A 23,737-nucleotide genomic window follows, 5' to 3' on the forward strand; every position below is an offset into this window, starting at 1 on the left:
CGCGACAGAGACAGCCGCGTGCCGGGTGAGTTTACTTCTGTTGGTCTTGTTGCTGCGCTTGCTGCGCGACCGCTCCAGCGGCGGCGCCAACGGCTGCTTTCTGGTCTTCACTCAGGTGTTCAGCGTCATCCAGACCGGGTATGGCAACGCGCACTTCGCGGCGGGCGAAGTCGATGCCGTTCTCCTTGAAGGCCGCCTTGACCCGGTTGAAGATCTCTTTGCGCAGCGTGAACTGTTTGCCGGGTTTGGCCATGAACTTGCCCCGGATGATCATGCCAACATCGTCAAAGTCGAACACGCCCTGAGATTTGAACGGCTGCAGGAAGCCATCCTTGTGGGTCTCGTCCTCCATCATCTCGGCACCGATCTTCTTGAAGATCTTCTTCACCTTGTTGGGATCGGTGTCGAAAGGCACGGTGAATTTTAGCTTCATGATGACCCAGTCGCGGCTGTAATTGGTCAGCTTCTGAATCTCACCATAGGGGATAGTGTGAACCGGACCGCGATGGTGGCGCAGCTGCATAGAGCGGATCGAGATCTTCTCGACCGTGCCGGTGGTGCCACCCACATCGACATACTCACCCACGCGGAAGGCATCGTCGATCAGGAAGAAAATGCCGCCAACGATGTCAGACACCAGTTTTTGCGCACCGAAACCGATGGCCAGACCCAGGATACCGGCACCAGCCAGAAGCGGTGTGATATCCAGCCCAAGGGCGCCGAGTGCCAGCAAAACGAAGATCACGGCAATCGCCACCTGAGCCGTTACGCGCAGCAGCGGTAGAACCGTTGCCAGACGCGAGCCACCAGCACCGCCGCCTTCGCCAGCTTCTTCGTCCGGGCTTTGCGCGGCGGTCATCTCTTTCGCCAGTCGGCGGTTGATCCAGAGCGAGACGACCTCATTGAGGATGTAGCCGACGGCGATGATGATGAAGAACTGCACCAGTTTGCTGCCTGAATCCGCGTCTCCACCAGCGATTTCCTGCAGATCGAGATCCCAGGCATTGGCGATCATCAAGATGACAAGAATGCCCGCCAGAACCCGACCGATACGGATGTAGCTGCGCTTGGTTGACTTATAGGCGCGTTCAGCCACCGAACCTTCGCCCTGCATCGGCGGTTGCAGATGCCGGACAAGCCCTCGGATCAGTGTGTCGAGCGCCGGGGCGATCAACAGCCAGAACATGGTCGTGAAATGCGCGCCCTGAACCAGCAGAGCCAGCGATGCCGGGTTGCGCTGAGCCACCAGGAACTCGACCAGCAGCCAAGTCGCTGCCGAGACCGCGATGGCGAAGTAGGGGTAATAATGTGCCACTTCCTCGTCGAACTTGGTGTGGTCCGGGTCAGTTCCCAGCATCATCTGCGACAGACCTTCGCGCGCTTTCCACGCGATCAGGCCGATATAAATGTGAATGCCTGCGTTCAGCCAGAAGCCGATACGCGTATCATCACCCGTGATGCCGTTCAGGCTGTTGAAGTGTAGCAGGAAAAGGGTGAAACCGATCAGGATCAGCAACCCGATCAGGTTGCGATGAAGGTATTTGGCCCAGTGATCGTCGATATTGACCAGACGGTAATGGGGTTTGTTCGGCGCCAGCACAAAGCGCGAGGCGGCGGCACCCAGCCGTGGCACCCAGATCAGGTAGAACACAAACGGCCCGGCATAGGTGATTTGCTCGGGCGTCAGCAGGCCACGCCCAACCGCGCGGATGACCACGTAAAAAACTACAAGCCCCGCGATTTCCCGACAGAAACGACCGAAAAGATAGCGGGCAGCGCCCCAGAGATCGCCTTCGGCTTCGGCCTCGGTCTGGACATGCCAGCGGCGGGTCAGAATCTCGAACAGTTTTTCCGCGATGAAGCCCACAACCAGAACACTTGCAACCAGCCCCATCAGAACCAACGCACCATATGAAGTGAACGTGGTCGCAAAGTTCTTGATGGCGGTGGCTTGCGCGCTGAAGAGATTGGGGACGGTCGTTATGACATGCGTCCACGAGGCGACCATTTCGCTCCAGACTTCATTCAACTCGGTAATCGGATCCTCGCGATCCTCTGCAGCGGCTGCGTTTTTCTCGGCCACTGCGTCCAGACGCTCTAACAGGATTGAGCGGACCTGATCATCCGACATACGGGCGACCAGATCGTCCACTTGTTCGGGCGTGAGGTCCTCGGGGATATCGACGGTGGCAGGCGCGCTGGAGGTCGACGTGCCTGCAACTTGGGCATGCAGGGGTCCGACCAGTAAAAATAGTGAACAAATCGCCGCCAGAAGGCGGAGGGGGCTTATCATGGTTCTGTCCTCGAACACGAATTTTGAACTTTTTTTCAGATCATAGGCAGGTGTCGGAGATTTTCCCAGAAATTTCATCGCTCTGGACGGTGAGTTTGGGCAAAACTAAAAAATGAATCCGGGAGAAGCCCAAAAAAAAAGGCCGAGCACTAAGCTCGGCCATAGTCCAACAGGGAGGTATGAAGATGATGAGCGTTTCAGCATCACCGCCTTCGAGTGCTCATTTAGGGGTCGGTTTGTGAACGTTCAAGAAGTTTTAATCTGATCGTTCAGCATTGCTGCTATGCTGCGAGTGCATAGCTAGAGTTTACCCATCATTTTCAGTTGTTTGCGTTGCGCGATGATCTCGTCCTGAACGAAGTCGCGGAACGCTCCGACCCGCTTGGAATGGCGCAATTCTTCCGGATAAGCGAGGTATACGGGAACGTCCGCGTTTTCAATTTCCGACAAGATCGGAACGAGGTGCGGGAAGTCCTGCGTCACGTAGTCGGGCAGGACGCCAATTCCCAGGTTGTGCAATACGCCCTGAAGCACGCCGAAATAATTGTTCACTGTCAGCAGGGACCCCGGATTGAAGGTCATCAGATGACGCACCATCGCCGCACTTGCGCCCACTTGCGGGGCAGAAGGGGTCTGGCTGATCAGACGGTGTTCCTTGATCTCTTCGAGCGATTTCAGCATCCCGCCATGGGATTCCAGATACTCCTGCGTGGCATAGAGCTTCATCTGAACGGTCATCAGGCGTTTACGGATCAGATCGGCCTGGCTGGGCTCCTTCATGCGGATGGCGACATCGGCCTCACGCATGGGCAGATCCAGAACACGTTCCTCGAGCATCAGGTCGATGTTCAAATCGGGGTACTGTTCGTAGAGCTTAGGCAGGCGTGGGGCGAGCCACAGGGTGCCGAAGCCGAATGTGGTGGTCACGCGCAGGACGCCGAACACTTCCTCTTCGCTGTCGCGGATGCGGGCGGCGGCGGCGTCCAAACGTTTGGACATGGCCGAGGTTGCATCAAACAGCAACTCACCCTGTTCGGTTAGAATCAGACCGCGTGCGTGGCGGTGAAACAGGGTTGCATCGAGCGATTCTTCCAGCGCGCGGATCTGACGACTCACGGCGGATTGAGATAAATTGAGCCTGTCCCCCGCATGGGTCAGGCTACCGGCATCGGCCACCGCGTGAAATATTCTAAGCTTGTCCCAATCCATCGCCGCAACTTTCGTTATCCTCGTGAAGCCCTATATGAAATAGGTAACAAGTTCCACAATCAAACCATGAAATCCTTGGAATTCAGGGGATAGTGGCTATACAGGTCAATAATTATGACCTAAAATGCGTGAATATAAAGCACACTGATCTGACGAGGGGAGACGTCTGATGAGTCAGCCACACATAACGCTGAACGACCGCTTCGATCTTGAGAAATCACCCGTTCTTTTGAACGGAACGCAGGCGCTTGTGCGTCTGATGCTGATGCAGAAGGCCCGCGATCAACGGGCCGGGTTGAACACCGCCGGACTGGTGACCGGCTATCGTGGCTCACCTCTGGGTGCGGTGGATCAGCAGATGATGCGCGCCCAGCGCTATCTGACCGAAAGCGATGTGACCTTTCAATACGGCTTGAACGAGGATCTGGCCGCCACTGCGCTTTGGGGCAGCCAGCAGGCGGGCCTGCGCGGCGATGGCCGGTATGACGGCGTGTTTGGCCTTTGGTACGGCAAGGGGCCGGGGGTTGACCGGTCGGGTGATGTGATGCGTCACGCCAATATGGCGGGCACCGCGCAATATGGCGGTGTGCTGATGGCGATGGGGGATGACCACACAGGCGAAAGCTCGACCGTGTTGCACCAATCGGAATGGTCTTTGGTCGATATGTATATGCCCGTGGTCAGCCCTGCAGGCGTGCAGGAGGTTCTGGACTATGGCATTTACGGCTTTGCGCTTAGCCGGTTCGCGGGTGTCTGGGTTGGTCTGAAAACGATGAAGGACACGATTGAGGTGACATCGGTCGTCGATGGCAGGCCGGACCGGATGGGCGTCGTGATTCCCGAGTTCGACATGCCCAAGGGTGGGTTGAACATCCGCCTTGGTGATACGCCGCATCTGCAAGAGGCCCGCGTAATCGACTACAAGCGTTTCGCGGCCGAGACGTTCTCGCATGTCAACAAGCTGGACAAACGTGTTTGGGGCAAGCCGGGGGCCAAGATCGGGTTCGTTGCGGCGGGTAAAAACTGGCTGGACCTGACCCACGCGCTCTCTTTGCTGAACATTGATGAGGCCGAAGCAGAACGTCTGGGCATCACAACTTACAAGATCGGGCAAACCTTTCCGCTGGATATGGCCGGGTTCCACGATTGGGCCGAAGGTCTGGACCTGATTGTGATCGTTGAAGAAAAACGCAAGCTGATCGAGGTGCAGGTCAAAGAGGCAATTTTTGACGACCGCCGGGGTCGCCGCGTTTATGGCTGGTACAAGGGCGGCGCCGGAACGCTGCATCGTGAGGAGTTGTTCCCCACACGCGGCGCATTGGACCCTATCATGATTGCCGAAAAGCTGGGTGACATCCTGATCGAAGAGGGGCGCGATACGGATGGCGTCCGCGCAGGCCTCGCCAAACTGTCCGAGGCGCGACGGGCTGACAACGCACAAGAAATCGCAACGCGTTTGCCGTATTTCTGTTCGGGCTGTCCGCATAACAGCTCAACCAAAGTGCCCGAGGGCAGCCGTGCCTATGCGGGTATCGGGTGCCACTACATGGTGCAGTGGATGGACCGTGAGACCACTGGCTTCACCCAAATGGGCGGTGAGGGCGCGAACTGGATTGGTGAGGCTCCGTTCTCGACCACAAATCACGTGTTCCAGAACCTGGGCGACGGGACGTATAACCACTCGGGCGTGCAAGCGATCCGGGCGGCGCTTTCGGCGGGCACAAACATCACCTTCAAAATCCTTTACAACGACGCTGTTGCGATGACCGGTGGGCAAGGGAACGAAGGTGATTTGACGGCTGAACGGATCGTGGCCGAGGTGAAGGCCATGGGCGTGCAGCATGTGGCGCTGGTCTATGATGAGAAGGAAGACGTGAACCTTGGGGCTCTGCCTTCGGGTGTAGAGAGCTTTGAGCGCGCCGAGTTGATGAAAGTGCAGGATCGGTTCCGCGAGATCGAAGGCGTCTCGGTCATCGTCTATGTCCAGACCTGCGCGGCTGAGAAACGCCGTCGCCGCAAGCGTGGTGAGTTCCCGGACCCGGACAAGCGCGTCTTCATCAATACCGATATTTGTGAAGGCTGCGGCGATTGCGGTGTGCAGTCGAACTGCGTCTCGATCGTGCCCAAGGAGACCGAACTGGGCCGTAAACGCGCGATTGATCAATCCAGCTGCAACAAGGATTTCTCGTGCCTGAACGGGTTCTGTCCGTCCTTTGTTTCCTTGGAAGGGGCAAAGATCCGGAAAGAGGCGACCAAACAGCTTGATCTGCCTGATCTGCCGATGCCTGATCTGCCGCAAATCAAGGGTACGCATAATGTGGTTATCACCGGAATTGGTGGCACAGGTGTTGTGACCCTCGGGGCGATTCTGGCGCAAGCGGCACAGATTGACGGCAAAGGCGCGGGTATGATGGAGATGGCCGGCCTCGCCCAAAAAGGCGGCGCGGTGCACATCCATTGCCGTCTGGCGAACAGACCGGAAGATATTAGCGCCATTCGCGTCGCAACCGGCGAGGCGCATGCGCTGATCGGCGGCGACCTCGTGGTCTCGGCCGGGGCAAAAACTCTGGGCCTGACACGGGCCGGACAGACCGGCGCGGTGGTCAACAACCACAACACGGTGACCGGCGATTTTACCCGCGATACAGAATTCCGTATTCCGGGCGACCAGTTGGAGCTGGCGCTGCAAGCGCGGCTGAAGTACGGGGTGAGCCTGTTCGATGCGACCGATCTGGCCAAGATCGTGATGGGCGATTCGATCTACTCCAACATGATGGTCTTCGGCGCGGCATGGCAGCGCGGTACTCTGCCTGTTAGTCATGAGGCGATCATGACCGCGATTGAGCTGAACGGAACCGCCGTGGAACGCAACAAACGGGCTTTTGACGTGGGTCGCTGGGCTGTTCTACACCCGGAGGAGGCACAGGCGATACTGGCACCTTCCGTCTCGGAATTGCCCAAGACCCTGGACCAAATGATCGACTTCCGGGCGCAGCACCTGACCGACTACCAGTCGGCCCGATTGGCGAAACGCTACCGCAAGCTGGTGGGCGGTATAGCAGATGAAACGCTGCGCGAGGCTGTAGCAAAAGGCTATCACAAGCTGTTGTCCTACAAGGATGAATACGAAGTCGCGCGCCTTTTACTGACCAGCCGGGACAAGGCCGCAGCCGAGTTCGACGGTGATTTCAACATGACCTTCCACCTGGCCCCGCCGATTTTTGGTGGGGAGGGCAGCAATGGCAGACCGCGAAAGCGCGCCTTTGGGGAATGGATGCTTGGGCCTTTAAAGCTGTTGGCCAAGTTGAAGAGTTTGCGCGGCACGCCTTTGGATATCTTCGGCTACTCAGCCGAGCGGCGGATGGAACGCGCGCTGATCAAACAGTACGAACAGGACATGAAAGAGGTACTGCCTCTGGCAACGGAAGACACGCAGGAGGCGATTGTTGCATTGGCCCGTTTGCCACTGGATATCCGCGGTTTCGGCCCAGTTTTGATGCAAAACGAAGCCAAAGCTGCCAAGCGTCGCGAGGAGCTGCTGGCGACGATCCGCAGCGGTGGTCCCGAGATGCGTGCTGCGGCGGAATGAGGCGTCACAAACCTGTCACCTTCGCTAGGCAAAATCTCCGCTTAACGTATAATGCAGGCAGTTAGTTCCGGAGTCCTCAGATGCCCTCGCGCCGTCAAGTCGTTCGAGACATTTCTTATGCCCATTCCGCCGAAACCAAGGGCGGTCGGATGGTCATCAAGCTGATGGAAAACACCACAGGCCGCATGCGCCTGATCAAGCGTGCGGACGGGTACGAACAAGACGTCGCCAAGGGGCGCGATTTCTGGGATGTCATGGTCGAACGCTACGGTTTGACGCTAGATGTTGTGGGCGGGGCGCTGTCGAATATCCCGAAGGACGGCCCTCTGATCCTGATTGCCAATCACCCTTACGGCATTCTGGACGGTTTGATGATGGGGCATATCCTGTCTGAAACTCGTGGCGATTTCCGGATTCTGGCCCATCGCGTGTTCCGCAAGGCAGAAGATCTGAACCGCATCATCCTGCCGATCTCTTTTGATGAGACGAAAGAGGCAATGAAGCTGAACCTTGAAACCCGCAAGACAGCCTTGAACTATCTCGGCGACGGTGGGGCGATCGGGATTTTTCCAGGTGGTACCGTCAGCACGGCCCTTACGCCGTTCGACCACCCGATGGACCCCGGCTGGCGGGGCTTTACCGCTCGGATGGTCGCCAAATCGAACGCGACCGTGGTGCCGGTTTTCTTCGACGGCCACACTTCTCGTCTATTCCAGATCGCTAGCCATTTGCACAATACTCTGCGGATGGGTTTGCTGATCAAGGAGTTCAAGAAACGCGTCGATACACCTGTGAGAGTTGTGATCGGCGAGCCGATTGGCCGTGATGTTCTGGACCCACTCAGCAAGGATACGCGCAAGATGATGGATTTCCTGCGCAAAGCCACGTATGAGCTGTCTCCGACACCGCTGAAGTCTTTTGACTACGGCTATGAATTTGAGGAACGGCATCGCGCCTGAAGGGCTAATGGCAGTAGGTATCTTTGATTCCGGTTTGGGCGGATTGACCGTCCTGAACGCCGCGCAGCAACGGCTGCCCGACGTGGATTTCCTGTATTACGCGGACAGTGCGCATGCGCCGTATGGCGTGCGCGATGCCGAGGATATCTATCAGCTAACCCGCAAGGCGGTTTACGACCTGTGGGATCGCGGCTGCAATCTGGTGATTCTGGCCTGCAATACCGCCAGCGCGGCTGCCCTGCGTCGGATGCAGGAGGAAGGCGTGCCGGAAGGCAAACGGGTTCTGGGCGTCTTTGTCCCTCTGATCGAGGCGCTGACCGAGCGGCAATGGGGTGACAACTCGCCTCCGCGAGAAGTGGCGGTCAAGCATGTGGCCTTGTTTGCAACGCCCGCAACTGTCTCCAGCCGCGCCTTCCAGCGGGAACTGGCGTTCCGCGCGATTGGTGTGGATGTCGAGGCGCAGGCCTGCGGCGGCGTGGTCGATGCCATTGAAGACGGCGATTTGATTCTGGCCGAAGCCCTTGTGCGCAGCCATGTGGATGCGTTGAAGCGCAAGATGCCCGAACCTCAGGCGGCCATCTTGGGATGCACGCACTACCCCTTGATGGCCGAGACGTTTCAGGCCGCTCTGGGTGCGGATGTTCAGGTGTTCAGCCAAGGCGATCTGGTGGCTGAAAGCCTCGCCGATTATCTTCAACGCCACCCGACCATGCTGGGTGAAGGGGAAGGTGGCTATCTGACCACCGGCAAGCCCGGTTTTGTCAGTGATCGGGCGACGCAGTTCCTCCGACGACAAATCTCGTTTGAGGCGGCCTGATTTAGGTCAAGGACGCCACCCCTCCGATTTTCTAAATCCAAGACCGTCACAGTGGCGGTCATGATATGTGACACATGCAAAGAAGAGGTCTGACATGACCCATAAAATCGCAATTCTGGGCGCCTCAGGCTATACTGGCGCTGAACTGGTGCGGCTGATCGCCGAGCACCCGAACATGGAGATCGTTGCGCTGGCGGCGGAACGTAAGGCGGGTCTGTCGATGGCTCAGGTCTTCCCGCATTTACGCCATATGGACTTGCCCGATCTGTGCAAGATTTCTGAGATCGACTTTTCCCGGATCGACCTGTGTTTCTGCGCCTTGCCGCATAAAACCAGTCAGGAAGTGATCCGGGACCTGCCGAAGACCCTGAAAATCATCGACCTTTCTGCCGATTTCCGGCTGCAGGACGCCGATGAGTACGAAAAGTGGTACGGCAATCCGCATAGCGCGTTGGAGCAACAGGAAGAGGCCGTTTATGGCCTGACCGAGTTCTATCGTGACGACATCCGGACCGCACGACTGGTGGCGGGTACGGGCTGCAACGCGGCGACCGGACAATATGTGCTGCGGCCGCTGATTTCGGCTGGGGTTATTGATCTGGACGACATCATCCTCGATCTGAAATGCGCCGTGTCGGGCGCTGGCCGGTCGTTGAAAGAAAACCTGCTGCATGCCGAGCTGAGCGAAGGCGCGAATGCCTATGCCATAGGTGGTACGCATCGCCATTTAGGAGAGTTCGATCAGGAGTTTTCAAAACTGGCCGGGCGCACGGTGCATATCCAATTCACGCCGCACCTGATCCCAGCGAACCGGGGTATTCTGGCAACCTCCTACGTGAAGGGCGACCCGCAGAGCGTGTACGAAACGCTGGCAAAAGCCTATGCTGACGAGCCTTTCATTGAGGTTTTGCCGATGGGCGAGGCGCCCTCGACCCACCATGTGCGGGGATCGAATTTCTGCCACATAGGTGTTGTTGCGGACCGGATTGAACGGCGCGCGATTGTGGTCGCCGCTTTGGATAACCTGACAAAAGGTAGCAGTGGGCAGGCCTTGCAGAATGCCAACCTGATGTTAGGTGAGGATGAAACCCGAGGGCTGATGATGGCCCCCTTGTTCCCGTGAGGACGGTATGAAAACGCTCAAGAAACGTCGTCGAGTTCAGATCATTCTGGTGGCCGTAGCGGCGCTGGTGGTGTCGACGGCGTTGATTGGGTATGCGATGCGCGATGGCATCAACTTTTTCCGCTCGCCCAGTCAGGTGATCGCCGAGCCGCCCGCGCCGACCGAGGTATTTCGGATTGGTGGTCTGGTCGAAGAGGGCTCGATTGTCCGAGGGCAGGGTGAAACGGTGCGCTTTGTGGTCACCGATGGCGGAGAGAGCGTTCCCGTGGCTTTTACCGGGGTTCTGCCGGATCTCTTCTCGGAAAACGAAGGAATGGTCGGGACGGGTCGCTATGTGAACGGTGTGTTTGAAGCGACTGAAATCCTTGCTAAACATGATGAGACCTATATGCCGAAAGAGGTCATGGACGCTTTGAAAGAACAGGGCGTTTACAAAGATCCTGGCGAAAGCTGAACGCAGCTGCGCTGCGTGCCTCCGTCGGAGGTATTTTTGAACAGAAGAAGCAGGGGCGTTGCGTGCGGGTGGCAGGTGGCGCTCGGTTTCATTTGGGGTTGTTAAGGAGTTTGCAGGATCGTTCCCATCGACTGATGCAGGTGGGGGTCGTGATGCAGACGGTTCGACAAATTGCCGAAGAGATTGTGCGTCGGGAAGGCGGGTTTGTGGATGACCCGGATGATCCAGGAGGAGCCACCAATTTCGGCGTGACCATTCACACGATGCGACGTTTGGGGCTGGATTTGACGCGGGACGGGGTGGTTGACGCCGCGGATGTACGGGCCCTCAGCCGCGCGCAGGCGGTTGATATCTTTGTGCAGCATTATTTTGAGAAACCGGGGATCGCCGCTTTGCCCGAGGCGCTTCAGGCCAGTGCGTTCGACATGTATGTGAATGCGGGCGCGCAGGCGGTGCGCATTTTGCAATCGCTGTTGGTGAAGATGGCTTTTGCTGTTGTGGTGGACGGGGTCATCGGCCCGCAGACCGTAGGCGCCAGTCAGGACGCGGCGCACCCGAACCCGGTTCAGTTGCGGGACGCTTATGGGGTGGCGCGGCGGAACTATTACTTTCGGCTCGCAGATCGGCGTCCCGCGTCGCGAAAGTATGCGCGTACCCGTGCGGGCGGAAAAGGAGGTTGGATCAGACGGGCGGAAGAGTTCCTGTCTGATCGCTATCACCTGAGCGATGAGGCGTTTCAGAGGAGGGTTGCGGAATGGGATTGATCTCGGGCGTATTGGGGTTCTTGTTCGGTGGCGGGCGCAACGTGGTGCGCGAAACCGTAGAGGTCTTTCGGGAAAACGCCGATGCGGGTGCCCAGCGCCGAATGGTGGCGCAAACTCAGGCCATGACGCAGTTCGGAGCCGAGTTTCAAAGGCCGCCCAAAGGCATGTTCGACCGGTTCATGGACGGGTTGAACCGGCTTCCGCGTCCGGCTTTGGCGCTGGGAACGTTGGGCTTGTTTGTTGCCGCCATGATCGATCCGATCTGGTTTTCGGCGCGAATGCAGGGGATTGCGCTCGTGCCCGAACCGTTGTGGTGGTTGCTGGGCGTTATTGTCTCGTTCTATTTCGGCGCGCGGCATCAGGCGAAATCGCAGGATTTGCAGCGCGAGATCTCGGCCGTGATGGAGCGGACTCCGACAGTTTTGGCCAACCTTGATGCGCTTGGAAATATGCGCAGCGACCGAGCCGGTGTGGCAGATACGGGGTCGGATGCGCGCTTGGCGCAAGAGAGCCTGCTGGCTGATGCGAACCCAGCGTTAGAGGATTGGCGACGCGAACGGGGCTGAGTTGCGACACTATGTGCCCCGAAATCAAACGAAAGTGGTTGGCGATTACCGTGCCTCCGGCATATATCCTGCCCTATGGTTACAGAGCTAGGTCACTTCGCGCTAATCCTCGCCTTTTTCGTCGCTATCGTGCAAAGCGTGGTGCCCCTGATCGGGGCATCGAAACGCTGGGCTGGATGGATGGCGTTTGCGGAACCGGCGGCAATCTCACAATTCCTACTGACGGCTTTCTCCTTCGGAGCGCTGGTTTGGGCGTTCACCACGTCTGATTTCTCGCTGCGGATCGTGGTTGAGAACAGCCATTCGGCGAAGCCGATGATCTATAAGATCAGTGGGACATGGGGGAACCACGAAGGCTCGATGCTGTTGTGGGTGTTGATTGTGACCCTGTTCGGCGCAATGGCTGCGTTTTTTGGCGCTGGCCTTCCGCCAACGTTGAAAGCGCGCGTGTTGGCTGTGCAGTCGGCTGTTGCCGTGGCGTTCTTCGCCTTCATCCTGTTTACCTCGAACCCGTTCGACCGGCTGGCGATTGCGCCGTTCGATGGGCGAGACCTGAACCCGCTGTTGCAAGACCCGGGCTTGGCGTTCCACCCGCCGTTTCTGTATCTAGGCTATGTCGGCCTGAGCATGGCGTTCAGCTTTGCCGTGGCCGCGTTGATCGAGGGCCGTATCGATGCCGCCTGGGGCCGGTGGGTACGGCCGTGGACGCTGGCCGCCTGGGTGTTTCTGACCATTGGGATCGCTCTGGGGTCGTGGTGGGCCTATTATGAGTTGGGCTGGGGCGGTTTCTGGTTCTGGGATCCGGTCGAGAATGCCTCTTTCATGCCATGGCTGCTGGCGGCGGCGCTTTTGCACTCGGCCATTGTCGTGGAAAAACGCGAGGCGCTGAAGAGCTGGACAATCCTGCTGGCGATCATCGCCTTCGGGTTCTCGCTGATTGGGACATTTATCGTGCGCTCGGGGCTTCTGACCTCGGTACATGCCTTCGCGACAGATCCAGAGCGGGGCGTGTTCATTCTGTTGATCCTTGTGTTCTTTATCGGCGGTGCGCTGACGCTGTTCGCGGCGCGGGCGCAGGCGATGGAGGCGAAGGGCGTCTTTGGCATGGTCAGCCGGGAAAGCGCGCTGGTCGTGAACAACGTGCTGTTGGCCGTCAGCTGTTTCGTGGTGTTCGTAGGCACCATGTGGCCGATGGTGGCCGAGATGATGTTTGACCGGAAACTCTCGGTCGGACCTCCGTTCTTTAACGCGGCCTTCACGCCATTCATGGTGCTGTTAGGGCTGGTCCTGCCGGTTGGCTCGATGTTGCCGTGGAAGCGCGGCAAACTGGGCAAGACAGCTTGGTCGCTGCGCTATGCGTTTGTGCTGGCCGTTGCTCTTGGCGTGCTGGTCTGGGCCATGCAGACAGGGCGTAGCGCTTTAGGACCTGTGGGTCTGTTTCTGGGTGCATGGATCACCTTCGGCGCCGTTCTTGATTTATGGAGCCGGACGGGACGCAACGGTAGTCTGAAACGCCTGTTCCGCCTGCCAGGGGCCGATTGGGGCAAGGCGGTTGCCCACACGGGTCTGGGTGTGACCATCTTCGCCATCGCCGGTCTGACCGCGTGGGAGGTTGAGGATATCCGCGTCGCCCAACCGGGTGAGCCCTTCGAGGTTGGCCAATTCACCTTGACGCTCGAGGATGTCAATCGCGTGCAAGGGCCGAATTACTTTTCGACCATGGCGGATGTGAAGGTGGAAACCAACGGGCGCATGATCGGGACGCTGCATCCCGAAAAACGTGACTATCCGGTTGCGCGAATGCCCACCACCGAGGCGGCGATTGACTACCGGGTCATGCGCGATCTCTATGTGGTGATCGGGGATCAGCAGGCGGATGGGGGCTGGGTCTTGCGGACCTATATCAAACCCTTCGCCAACTGGATCTGGGCCGGATGCCTCATGATGGCATTGGGGGGCGTCCTCAGCCTCTGCGATCGTCGGTTCCGGGTGGCGGCTGGCGCACGCAAAGCCCCCTCTGCCGGAGTACCCGCAGAATGAAACGTCTGATCCTGATCCTCATGCTTTTGGCGGCTCCGGGATTTGCTGTGCAACCGGATGAAGTGCTTGACGATCCAGTGCTGGAGCAACGCGCCCGCGACCTCAGTACCGGGTTGCGCTGTCTGGTGTGCCGAAACGAGAGCATCGACGAAAGCAATGCCGATCTGGCGCGCGACCTGCGCTTGCTGGTACGCGAAAGGCTGGTGGCCGGGGATACGGATGAAGAAGCGATTGCCTTCATCGTCGACCGCTATGGTGAATATGTGCTGCTGAAGCCGACGGTTACGGGCTCGAACCTGATGCTGTGGTTGGCCGGGCCGATCATGTTGCTGATTGCCGCCGGTGTCGGCTTGGTCTTTTTGCGCAACCGGGCCAAGGCGCAAGCGCTGGGTGAAAGCGACGGGCTGAGCGACGCCGAAAAAGAGCGCCTGCGCCAAATTCTGAAAGACTGACGCGTGGTTCCGCTTTTCCTCGGCCTGTGAATGCGGCAGTGTCCGTTCACGCAGAGGCGCGAGGGAGAGCTTTAATGGACTACGAAACGATCCTGCTGGACATTACGGATGGGCTGGCAGTGCTGACGCTGAACCGCCCTGACAAGATGAACGCGCTGACCACGCAGATGCGGGCCGAGATCACCCACGCGATGAAACACGCAGCCCGAAATGCGCGATGCATCGTGTTGACCGGGGCCGGACCAGCCTTTTGTTCCGGGCAGGATCTGGGCGATGCGTCCTCGACCGGAAAGATCGATCTGGAACGCTCGCTGCGCGATGAATACGAGCCGATGCTCGAGACCATCCATAACAGCCCGGTGCCCACAATTGCCGCCGTCAACGGACCGGCAGCCGGGGCGGGGGCCAACCTTGCGCTCTGTGCCGATGTGGTGATCGCGACCGAGAGCGCCTATTTCCTGCAGGCCTTTTCCCGCATCGGCTTGCTGCCGGACGCTGGCGGTACGTGGTTCATGCCGCGTCAGATGGGGCTGGCCAAGGCCATGGGAGCCGCGTTGTTTGCTGACAAGATCACCGCGCGTCAGGCCGATGATTGGGGTCTGATCTGGGAAGCAGTCGCCGATGATGCGTTTGAAGCCCATTGGCGCAGCCGGGCCGCGCATCTAGCCCAAGGTCCGACGGCGGCCTATGGCGCGATCAAACAGGCGCTCCGCGGTACTTACGAAAAAACCTTGCCGCAGCAATTGGCGACCGAGGCGCATTTGCAAGGTGAATGTGGACGCTCACGCGACTTTGCCGAAGGCGTGGTGGCCTTCATGGAAAAACGCCCCCCGAAATTCGAGGGGCGCTAACTCAGGCGCGGCGGCGGCGGCGGGTGCGCCGCTCGGGCGCGGCATCGTCGCCGGTCCCATCCGAGGCGGATGAGAACGGTCCAAGCGCATCCGTGATCTGATCGAGCGTCGGGCGTGCTCCACGTTCTGTGCTGTCCAGAGCGGCGCGCATTTTCTCAAGATGAGCGGGCATGGTGCCACAGCAACCACCGATGATCTTTGCACCTGCGTCACGAGCCATCACGGCATAGTTGGCCATCAGATCAGGCGTGCCGTCATAGTGGATGTGGCCGTCGACATATTTCGGAATTCCGGCATTGCCTTTCGAGATCAAGGGCCGTTCGGTTCCTTGTGCGGTGAACCCAAGTACAGTGCGCAGGATATCCGACGCTCCGGTACCGCAATTCGCGCCAAACGCTATCGGAGGGTTGGGCAGCGTTTCGACCAGAAGGGCCAGATCCGCCGAAGTGACACCCATCATGGTGCGCCCGGCAGTGTCAAAGCTCATGGTGCCACACCAGGGCATATCGGCCAGAGCGAAGGCCTCGGCCGCGGCGCGAAACTCTTCGGGGGCGCTGATCGTTTCGACCCACAAAACATCGACGCCGCCTTCTTTGAGGGCCTCAGCCTGTTCGTGGAACATCTCGACCGCTTCGGAATGCGACAAGCTTCCGACTGGCTCCATGATCTCCCCGGTGGGACCGACCGAGCCGGCAACCACGATGGTGCGTCCGGATTTGTCCGCGACCTCACGCCCGAGTTCAGCGCCAATGCGGTTCAGCTCACCCACGCGGTTTTGCGCGTCATGCAGCTTGAGCCGAGCCGAGGTGCCGCCGAAGGTGTTGGTCAGGAACAGATCGCTGCCCGCATCGACCGAGCCCTGATACAGCGCGCGGATCTTGTCCGGCGCATCCACATTCCACAGCTCGGGTGCGTCGCCGGATTGCAGACCCATGTTGAACAGATTGGTTCCGGTCGCACCATCGGCCAGAATGGCCTCTTTGGTCTCGAGAAGCTGGGTCAAGGTGTTTGTCATGGGCTTGGTCCGACGTATTAGGCGCAAAGCGCCCGTATGAATATGAGACGCCCCGTGTCTCATGACCGGGGCGTCAAATCAAATTCATATTACTCATGAAGATCATGAGGTGGCCGGTGGCTTAGTCCGTCTCGCTCATGACCTGAGCTTTGGCTTCGGGCAGAAGCTCGGCCATTTTGGCGCGGATTTCGTCATCTGAGGATAGACCGCCCAGATCGGCAGAGACCTTGCGCACGACGTCTTCGTGACCTGCCTCTTCCATATCGGCGATCACGACGGTTTTGGCGTAGTCGTCCGCTTCAGAGCCGGTTTTCCCCAGCTTTGCCGCCGCCCAAAGGCCCAGCAGTTTGTTGCAGCGGGCCTGGGCCTTGAACTGCATTTCTTCGTCATGGGCGAACTTGGCTTCAAAGGCGTTTTCGCGTTCGTCGAACGTGGTCATTTTATTGGGACCTCATAGCGTGGACATTCCTAATCTAGATAAGAAACGAATTTCGGAATGTATAGCGAAAATGGGCCTTGCGCGACCAAATGCGCTGTGTTGCTGCACGCAGGCTTCGTTGGCAGGTCTTAAGGGTGCGCAATACCTATGAGGAACCTTTCGAAAGCGGATGCTCTGATGGAAAGCAACCAGACAACTTGCGGGTTGGGGCGGGCTGTTCTATGAGGGCCGCAGCCGCGCGATCTGCGCGTATTGCCGATATGGAAGGGGCCCCGATGGCGCGTCGCAAGAAAATCTACGAAGGCAAAGCCAAGATTCTGTATGAAGGCCCCGAGCCGGGCACAATCGTGCAGTACTTCAAGGATGACGCAACCGCGTTCAACGCGGAAAAGAAAGACGTGATCGACGGCAAAGGCGTTCTGAACAACCGCCTGTCCGAGTTCTTCATGAATGGTCTGACCCAGATCGGTGTGCCGAACCACTTCATCCGCCGCCTGAACATGCGCGAGCAGTTGGTGCGGAATTGTGAGATTGTCCCCCTCGAAGTGATCGTGCGCAACTATGCGGCCGGTACGATGTCCAAACGTCTGGGCATTGCCGAGGGCACGCAGTTGCCGCGTCCGATTGTCGAATACTGCTACAAGGACGATGCGCTGGGTGATCCGCTGGTCACCGAAGAGCATATCGCGGCCTTTGGCTGGGCCAGCCAGCAGGACATGGACGATATCCTCAGCCTCGCACTGCGCGTGAACGACTTCATGAGCGGTGTCATGCTGGCCGTGGGCATCCGACTGGTAGATTTCAAAATCGAGATCGGCCGCGTATTCGACGGTGACTACCAGCGTCTGATTGTCGCTGATGAGATCAGCCCCGACAGCTGCCGCTTGTGGGATATCGAAACCGGCCAGAAGCTGGATAAGGATGTCTTCCGCCGCGATCTGGGCAACCTGACCGACGCTTATTCCGAGGTCGCGCGCCGCTTGGGTGTTCTGCCGCAAAGCAATGTGACCAAGCCGACGCTGATCAACTGATCTCGGCCTCCATCTAAAAGATTTGCAAAGCGCCGCCCCGATCTGGGCGGCGTTTTTCGTGCGAGCGCAGGGTATGCCGTTCGACCCGCATCACCCGTCCGGTCCGTTTTGGGTCACGCCCTTTCATAGCTTTTCAATCTTCGCCGCAAACAGGGTTGTCCCAAAGGCACAACCGCGCTATCCCCCGCGCAACGAAATGGGCCTGCGATCGTGGCCCTCAGGTGGAGTTGCGAAGATGAAGGCACGGGTGCATGTGATGCTCAAGAACGGGGTGCTGGACCCTCAGGGTGAGGCGGTCCGCCACGCATTGGGTGCCATGGGCTTTGATCAGGTCGAAGGTGTGCGCCAGGGCAAGGTCATTGATCTGGAGTTGGCCGAAGGCGCGACTGAGGCGGACGTGACCGAGATGTGCGAAAAGCTGTTGGCCAACACCGTCATCGAACGCTACGAGATCGAACTGGTCTGATTGGATGCGGGCAGCGCGTCTGATCACCTATCGCCAGCCGCTGGAGCTGACCACCATTCCCGACCCTGAACCGGCCGAGGATGGCGTTGTCGTCCGAGTGTTGGCCTGCGGCGTCTGCCGGTCAGATTGGCATGCGTGGTCGGGGTCGGACCCGGATGTGATCCTCCCGATGACACCCGGCCACGAATATTGCGGCGAGGTGGTTGCGGTGGGCAGCCGCGTCCACCGCTGGAAAATCGGTGATCGGGTGATTGCGCCTTTCATTCTGGCCTGTGGTCATTGCCAGGACTGCGCCCAAGGCAATCAAACCACCTGCGCCGACCAGGTCGTGCCGGGGTTTACCTGTGATGGTGCGTTCGCCGAGTACATCGCGGTTGCGCATGCGGATGCCAATCTGACAGAACTGCCCGAGACACTCGCGCCCGAGATCGCGGCGGCGCTGGGATGTCGGGTCACGACAGCATGGCAGGCGTTGGTTGGACGCGCTCAGCTGCAGGGCGGAGAATGGCTTGCCGTATTCGGCGGGGGCGGAGTAGGCGTCTCAACCCTGTTGTTGGGCAAGGCGCTTGGCGCACGGGTGGTTGTCGTCGATATTTCGGAAGACAAGCTGAGCTACGCCAAATCTCTGGGCGCGGATGCAGTTGTGAACGCGGCAACATGTGACGCGCCCGAAGCGGTAAAAGATATCACTGGCGGCGGTGCCCATGTGGCGATCGAGGCGCTGGGGATTGAAGCCACGACCGTAGCGTCGATGCGGTCCTTGCGCAAACTGGGCCGGATGGTTCAGATTGGCATGCCTGCGGGCGATCATGCAGCTATGACGCTGCCGATGGATGTTCTCTATTCCGGTCAGCTTTCTGTATTTGGAACACGAGGGATGCCCAGTTGGCGCTATCCATCGCTTCTGTCGTTGATCACGGGATCGGATCTTGATCTCAGCCCGCTCGTGACACGACACGTATCTTTGAACCAGGTGAGTGAAGAACTTGCCGCTTTCGACGCTCCTGCACCTCCCGGTGTGGCGGTGGTCACTGATTTTACTTGCTAGGAGGGTCCGCCATGCGCGCAGCCGTCATCGTATTCCCCGGATCAAACTGCGACCGGGACCTTGCCGTGGCCTTTGAACAGGCCGGCTTCGCCGTTGACATGGTCTGGCACAAGGATGCCGCGCTGCCCGAGGGGGTCGACATCGTCGGCGTTCCCGGTGGCTTCTCTTATGGCGACTACCTGCGCTGCGGGGCCATCGCGGCGCAATCGCCGATTTGTAAAGCCGTGGTCGATCATACCGAGCGAGGCGGCTATGCGGTTGGCATCTGTAACGGGTTTCAGATCCTAACGGAGACCGGAATCCTGCCCGGCGCGCTGCTGCGCAATGCCGGTCTGAAATACATCTGCAAAACGGTTGGCCTGAAGGTCGAAACCAGCGACAGCGCCTTTACCCAAGGCTACAATGCAGGAGACGTGATCGGCATTCCGATAGCGCATCACGACGGAAACTATTTCGCCGATGACGCCACCTTGTCCGCGCTGAAGGATCAGGACCGGATCGCGTTCACCTATACCGAGAATCCAAATGGCTCGGTCGGGGATATCGCGGGCATCCTGTCGGAAAACCGCCGCGTTCTTGGCATGATGCCGCACCCCGAACGCGCAGCGGATGAGGGACATGGCGGCACCGACGGGACGGCATTGTTCCGCGCATTGTCGGGCGTTCTGGCCCCGGCGTGACTTGAGGTCGCCGCTCAGCCCGCGTAACTTTCGGGAATGAGTTCAGGCCTTCACTCGATTAAGGACAAAATGACCCGTCCATTTCGCGGCGCCCCTTTGGGGTGGCGGCTGCGTGTGGCTGTTATTCTCGTCCTTTTGACCGCTGTTGCGACGATCTGGGTGACGAACCGGTTGCTGACCGACCGTTTCACTGAATCGACCCGTAACCGCGCCGAACTGCGCCTTGCTCTGTATTCCGGCAACCTCCTCAGCGAATTGCGGCGCAACGCGATTGTGCCGCAGCTTCTGTCTCGGGACCCGACGCTGATTTCGGCGCTGCAATCCAGCGACTACCTGTTGTCCAGCCAGCGCCTGATCTCTTTCGTGGAAGAGATTGGAGCTGCATCCTTGATGCTTATGGACGGGGATGGCGTGACGGTGGCGGCTACTGACCGCAATCGCCTGCTCGAAGGGCATCGCAATGCGCCCTATTTTGTGGACGCAATCCGCTCGAACGCGACGATATTTACGGTCAGCCCGCGCGAAACCGGTGACTACAGCTTTATCTATTCCCGCAGGATTGAGGCGAATTCCGAGATCCTCGGCGTGATCGTGGTTGAGGTTGACCTACAGAAATTCGAACGCGCCTGGGCCGGGATTTCCGACGCCGTGCTTGTCCGGGACAGCACCGGTAACATCATCCTGTCGACCGAGCCGCAATGGCGGGGGCTGGACGAAAGCTCGGCCATGTTGCGGCAGACGCCGGAAAGCGCGATCCAACGCGCACTGCGGGCAACGGCCGACTGGTCTGCGTTGCCGCCGGATGGCTATCTGGAAGGTGAGGCCGTCATAAGGCTTGAGACCCGCATACCGTTCCGCGGTTGGCAAATGGCCTCGTTTACCACCTATGACTCCATCCGCGAAAAGGTGAACAGCGTACTGGCGCTGGAAATCATGGGCTTTGCGATTCTTCTGGCGGCGGCGTTCTATCTGCTTAGCCGTCGCGCCGCGTCGCGTGTGGTTTTGTTTCAACGCGAGTCGGCAGAGCTTCGCGCATTGAACGCAAGGCTGCAGCGGGAAATCGCTGAGCGCGAACGGGTTGAAAAGACGTTGGATTTGGCGGAGCAGACGCTAGCGCAAAGCTCGAAACTGGCCGCCTTGGGCGAGATGTCAGCGGCGGTAAGTCACGAGCTTAATCAACCTCTGGCTGCAATGAAAACCTATCTTGCCGGGGCACGTCTGCTGCTGCGCAGAAACCGACCGGAAGAGGCCCTCGCTAGCTTTGGTCGCATTGATGGTCTGATCGAGCGGATGGGCGCGATTACCCGGCAGCTAAAGTCTTACGCGCGTAAGGGGGCGGATGCGTTTTCGCCAGTAAACCTTGGCGAAGCGCTGGCCTCGTCGCTGTCGATGATGGAGCCTCAGCTGCGGCAGCGCCATGTGAAGATCACGCAGATCCTGCCCGAAGACCCTGTCATTGTTATGGGCGACCGGATGCGGATTGAGCAGGTGATGGTCAACCTCTTGCGCAACGCACTGGACGCCACCAAATCTGTAGCAGAGCCGGATGTTGAGATCATCCTGGCGGCGGGCGACATGGCGGTGCTTACCGTGCGCGACAACGGGTATGGTATCAAGGATATCGAAAGCCTGTTTGAGCCTTTCTACACCACCAAGCAGCCCGGCGACGGAGTCGGGCTGGGGCTTGCTATCTCGTCAGGGATCGTGAACGACCATGGCGGACGGCTAACCGCACGCAACGGCCAGAAGGGTGGCGCGGTCTTCGAGATGCAACTGCCACTGGGAAGCGACGGCCTCCAGGCCGCTGAATAACACGAGGGAATACTATGGCACAGGCCATGAAAATCGCCATTGTCGATGACGAACAGGACATGCGCCAGTCGATCAGCCAATGGCTGGCGCTGTCGGGATATGACACCGAAACCTTTGCCAGCGCAGAAGATGCACTCAAGGTTCTCGGGCCGGATTATCCGGGGATCGTGATCTCGGACATCAAGATGCCGGGCATGGACGGCATTCAATTGCTGAAAAAACTGATGGGGGCGGATAGCACGCTGCCCGTTATCATGATCACCGGCCACGGCGATGTGCCGATGGCGGTTGAGGCGATGCGCGTTGGCGCGTTTGATTTCCTCGAAAAACCCTTCAACCCAGACCGCATGTCAGAACTGGCCAAACGCGCCAGCAACGCACGGCGGCTGACGCTGGACAACCGGGCCCTGCGGCGTGAGCTGTCCGGTGGTACGCAGATCATGAACAAACTGATCGGTGCTAGCCCGGTGATGGAGCGTTTGCGCGAGGATATCCTCGATCTGGGGCAGGCGGACGGCCATGTTCTGATTGACGGAGAGACTGGTACCGGCAAGACGCTTGTCGCGCATGCTCTGCACGCCGTTGGCAGCCGAGCGGGCAAGAAATTCGTTCTGGTGTCCTGCGCGGCGCTTGAAGAAGAAGTGCTGTCGAAACGACTGTTTGGCCCGATGATGCCCGAGGATGCGCAGCTTCCCGCGATTGAAGAGGCGCGTGGCGGGACACTGGTTCTGGAAGATGTTGAGGCGTTGAGCGACACGTTGCAGGCCCGTTTGCTAAGCGTGATGAACGAGCAGGGCACTCCTGCGGAAACGCGGATTGTCGCGATCTCGAACTTGCAAGAGGCCGGCAAAACCTCCGAAGACGTTCTGCGCCCGGACCTGTTCTACCGTTTGGCCGCCCTTCGGATCACCATGCCGCCGCTGCGACAGCGGGGTGAGGATATCCTGACCCTTTTCACCCGCCTCAGTGAGCAATTCGCCGAGGAATATGGCTGTGATGCCCCGCAGGTCAGTGCGCAGGAAGCGGCGCAGCTGTTGCAAGCCCCGTGGCCGGGCAATGTGCGGCAGTTGATCAACATCGCCGAGCGCGCGGTGCTGCAATCGCGACGTGGTTCCGGTACGATTGCATCCTTGCTGATGTCCGATCATGAGGAAATGCAGCCGGTCATGACCACCGAGGGCAAACCACTGAAGGAATATGTTGAAGCGTTCGAGCGGATGCTGATCGACAACACCATGCGTCGCCACAAGGGCTCGATCGCGTCGGTGATGGATGAGCTTTGCCTGCCGCGCCGGACGCTGAACGAGAAGATGGCCAAATACGGTCTGCAGCGGTCTGACTATCTTTAAGAACCACGCAGGCGCTTATTCAACGCTCCGATCACGCAAGTGGTCGGGGCTTTTTTTTTGGTGAAAAGGCCCGCTCTGGGTTTTTGAACGTATCTTAAAGAGATTTTAACCCGTTATAGGGGAAATCTGTTATACTGCATTCACTTATCGTTGATGCAGATTTGAATTTAGCAGTGGCGTTACTAGGTTAAACACTCAAATAAGCGGGTGTTTGGTCCGCAAAGAAACCGGCGATGCGCCTGATTTGGAGACGTGTATGAAGCCCCTCTCGGCCCTCATTGTCGCTGCGACGATGGCGATGACCAGCTCGGTCTCGGCCGAGGACTGGACGGGGGCCTATGCGGGGTTCAGCTTTGGCTACGCGGATGCGGACGGGTCTGGTGGCGCAGGTGGCAACGATACCGTTTTCGGGCCTCTTGTCGGGTATGACCGCGATTTCGGCGCCTTCGTTCTGGGCGGTGAGCTGGAGTATAACCGCCTGTCCCTCAACCTTGGTCAGGATCAGGGCAGCGTCGACAGTATCACCCGGCTGAAGTTTCGCGGCGGGTATGATTTTGGCGCGGCAATGGGTTATGTTGTGGTCGGCGCTGCGCGTGTTGAAACCTCGGAAGAGAACGACACAGCGGCGGTTTATGGAATCGGCATTGCCTATCCCATCGGCGACAACTTCGTGATCAGTGGCGAAGCGTTGCGGCAGGATTTTGACGATGTCACACGCTCGGGCGGTGGGTTGGACACGAATATCTTCAACCTGCGGACAACGTTCCGGTTCTAAGCGCC

General features: G+C 58.9%; 21 protein-coding genes. 17 read left to right on the top strand and 4 right to left on the bottom strand.

Features of this window, described 5'->3' with window-relative positions:
* Positions 1-31 precede the first annotated feature (31 nt).
* Both ACR3FB_RS07955 and ACR3FB_RS07960 read right to left on the bottom strand, forming a co-directional pair.
* Positions 32-2,293, bottom strand: coding sequence for a mechanosensitive ion channel family protein (locus ACR3FB_RS07955; protein ID WP_480564873.1), 2,262 nt, complete (start codon positions 2,291-2,293; stop codon positions 32-34).
* A 300-nt stretch (positions 2,294-2,593) separates the two neighbouring features.
* Positions 2,594-3,502, bottom strand: a complete 909-nt coding sequence (locus ACR3FB_RS07960; protein WP_170373615.1) for a LysR family transcriptional regulator — start codon at positions 3,500-3,502, stop codon at positions 2,594-2,596.
* A gap of 169 nt (positions 3,503-3,671) precedes the next feature.
* Here ACR3FB_RS07960 and ACR3FB_RS07965 point away from each other — a divergent pair, with 169 nt between their 5' ends.
* The 10 genes from ACR3FB_RS07965 (at position 3,672) to ACR3FB_RS08010 (ending at position 15,117) form a co-directional block, all read left to right on the top strand.
* Positions 3,672-7,091: an indolepyruvate ferredoxin oxidoreductase family protein gene (locus ACR3FB_RS07965; RefSeq protein WP_480564870.1), complete on the top strand. Its 3,420-nt coding sequence runs from the start codon at positions 3,672-3,674 to the stop codon at positions 7,089-7,091.
* An 80-nt stretch (positions 7,092-7,171) separates the two neighbouring features.
* Positions 7,172-8,050, top strand: coding sequence for a lysophospholipid acyltransferase family protein (locus ACR3FB_RS07970; RefSeq protein WP_480564867.1), 879 nt, complete (start codon positions 7,172-7,174; stop codon positions 8,048-8,050).
* Between the two features lie 7 nt (positions 8,051-8,057).
* Complete coding sequence (locus ACR3FB_RS07975) at positions 8,058-8,867, top strand: glutamate racemase (RefSeq protein ID WP_170373618.1); 810 nt, start codon at positions 8,058-8,060, stop codon at positions 8,865-8,867.
* Between the two features lie 94 nt (positions 8,868-8,961).
* Complete coding sequence (argC, locus tag ACR3FB_RS07980; RefSeq protein WP_480564864.1) at positions 8,962-9,990, top strand: N-acetyl-gamma-glutamyl-phosphate reductase; 1,029 nt, start codon at positions 8,962-8,964, stop codon at positions 9,988-9,990.
* 7 nt (positions 9,991-9,997) lie between these two features.
* The gene (gene ccmE / locus ACR3FB_RS07985) at positions 9,998-10,444 is read left to right on the top strand and encodes a cytochrome c maturation protein CcmE (RefSeq protein ID WP_480564861.1); all 447 of its coding nucleotides are present in this window, start codon (positions 9,998-10,000) and stop codon (positions 10,442-10,444) included.
* Between the two features lie 152 nt (positions 10,445-10,596).
* Positions 10,597-11,208: a holin-associated N-acetylmuramidase gene (locus ACR3FB_RS07990; RefSeq protein ID WP_480564858.1), complete on the top strand. Its 612-nt coding sequence runs from the start codon at positions 10,597-10,599 to the stop codon at positions 11,206-11,208.
* Positions 11,199-11,774: a holin family protein gene (locus ACR3FB_RS07995; RefSeq protein WP_480564855.1), complete on the top strand. Its 576-nt coding sequence runs from the start codon at positions 11,199-11,201 to the stop codon at positions 11,772-11,774. The genes ACR3FB_RS07990 and ACR3FB_RS07995 overlap by 10 nt, the downstream gene beginning before the upstream one ends.
* 75 nt (positions 11,775-11,849) lie before the next feature.
* Entirely contained in the window at positions 11,850-13,814 is a 1,965-nt protein-coding gene (locus ACR3FB_RS08000; RefSeq protein WP_480564852.1) for a heme lyase CcmF/NrfE family subunit, read from the top strand.
* Complete coding sequence (locus ACR3FB_RS08005) at positions 13,811-14,266, top strand: cytochrome c-type biogenesis protein (protein WP_170467085.1); 456 nt, start codon at positions 13,811-13,813, stop codon at positions 14,264-14,266. Before ACR3FB_RS08000 ends, ACR3FB_RS08005 begins: the two co-directional genes overlap by 4 nt.
* Before the next feature lie 74 nt (positions 14,267-14,340).
* Positions 14,341-15,117 carry an enoyl-CoA hydratase-related protein gene (locus tag ACR3FB_RS08010; protein ID WP_480564849.1) on the top strand — a complete coding sequence of 259 codons (777 nt, stop codon included), beginning with the start codon at positions 14,341-14,343 and terminating at the stop codon, positions 15,115-15,117.
* A 1-nt stretch (position 15,118) separates the two neighbouring features.
* Here the strand turns inward: ACR3FB_RS08010 and bmt are convergent, their stop codons facing one another.
* Complete coding sequence (gene bmt / locus ACR3FB_RS08015) at positions 15,119-16,132, bottom strand: betaine--homocysteine S-methyltransferase (RefSeq protein WP_480564845.1); 1,014 nt, start codon at positions 16,130-16,132, stop codon at positions 15,119-15,121.
* 121 nt (positions 16,133-16,253) lie between these two features.
* Entirely contained in the window at positions 16,254-16,571 is a 318-nt protein-coding gene (locus ACR3FB_RS08020) for a DUF1476 domain-containing protein (protein ID WP_170548922.1), read from the bottom strand.
* Positions 16,572-16,846: 275 nt separating this feature from the next.
* Between ACR3FB_RS08020 and purC the strand changes: the two genes are divergently transcribed.
* From purC to ACR3FB_RS08055, 7 genes are all read left to right on the top strand, one after another.
* The gene (gene purC, locus ACR3FB_RS08025; protein ID WP_170374299.1) at positions 16,847-17,602 is read left to right on the top strand and encodes a phosphoribosylaminoimidazolesuccinocarboxamide synthase; all 756 of its coding nucleotides are present in this window, start codon (positions 16,847-16,849) and stop codon (positions 17,600-17,602) included.
* Between the two features lie 235 nt (positions 17,603-17,837).
* Positions 17,838-18,068, top strand: coding sequence for a phosphoribosylformylglycinamidine synthase subunit PurS (purS, locus tag ACR3FB_RS08030; RefSeq protein ID WP_170374301.1), 231 nt, complete (start codon positions 17,838-17,840; stop codon positions 18,066-18,068).
* A 4-nt stretch (positions 18,069-18,072) separates the two neighbouring features.
* Positions 18,073-19,116 (top strand): zinc-dependent alcohol dehydrogenase family protein, encoded by a 1,044-nt coding sequence (locus ACR3FB_RS08035; RefSeq protein ID WP_480564842.1) that lies wholly within the window; start codon positions 18,073-18,075, stop codon positions 19,114-19,116.
* 11 nt (positions 19,117-19,127) lie between these two features.
* Positions 19,128-19,796 carry a phosphoribosylformylglycinamidine synthase subunit PurQ gene (gene purQ / locus ACR3FB_RS08040; protein WP_170467079.1) on the top strand — a complete coding sequence of 223 codons (669 nt, stop codon included), beginning with the start codon at positions 19,128-19,130 and terminating at the stop codon, positions 19,794-19,796.
* A 69-nt stretch (positions 19,797-19,865) separates the two neighbouring features.
* Positions 19,866-21,608, top strand: coding sequence for a sensor histidine kinase (locus tag ACR3FB_RS08045; protein ID WP_170373630.1), 1,743 nt, complete (start codon positions 19,866-19,868; stop codon positions 21,606-21,608).
* A gap of 14 nt (positions 21,609-21,622) precedes the next feature.
* The gene (locus ACR3FB_RS08050) at positions 21,623-22,957 is read left to right on the top strand and encodes a sigma-54-dependent transcriptional regulator (RefSeq protein ID WP_170373631.1); all 1,335 of its coding nucleotides are present in this window, start codon (positions 21,623-21,625) and stop codon (positions 22,955-22,957) included.
* A gap of 256 nt (positions 22,958-23,213) precedes the next feature.
* Entirely contained in the window at positions 23,214-23,732 is a 519-nt protein-coding gene (locus ACR3FB_RS08055) for an outer membrane protein (RefSeq protein WP_480564838.1), read from the top strand.
* The last annotated feature ends 5 nt before the right edge of the window (positions 23,733-23,737 follow it).

The sequence above is a fragment of the Ruegeria sp. AO1 genome, assembly GCF_056535985.1.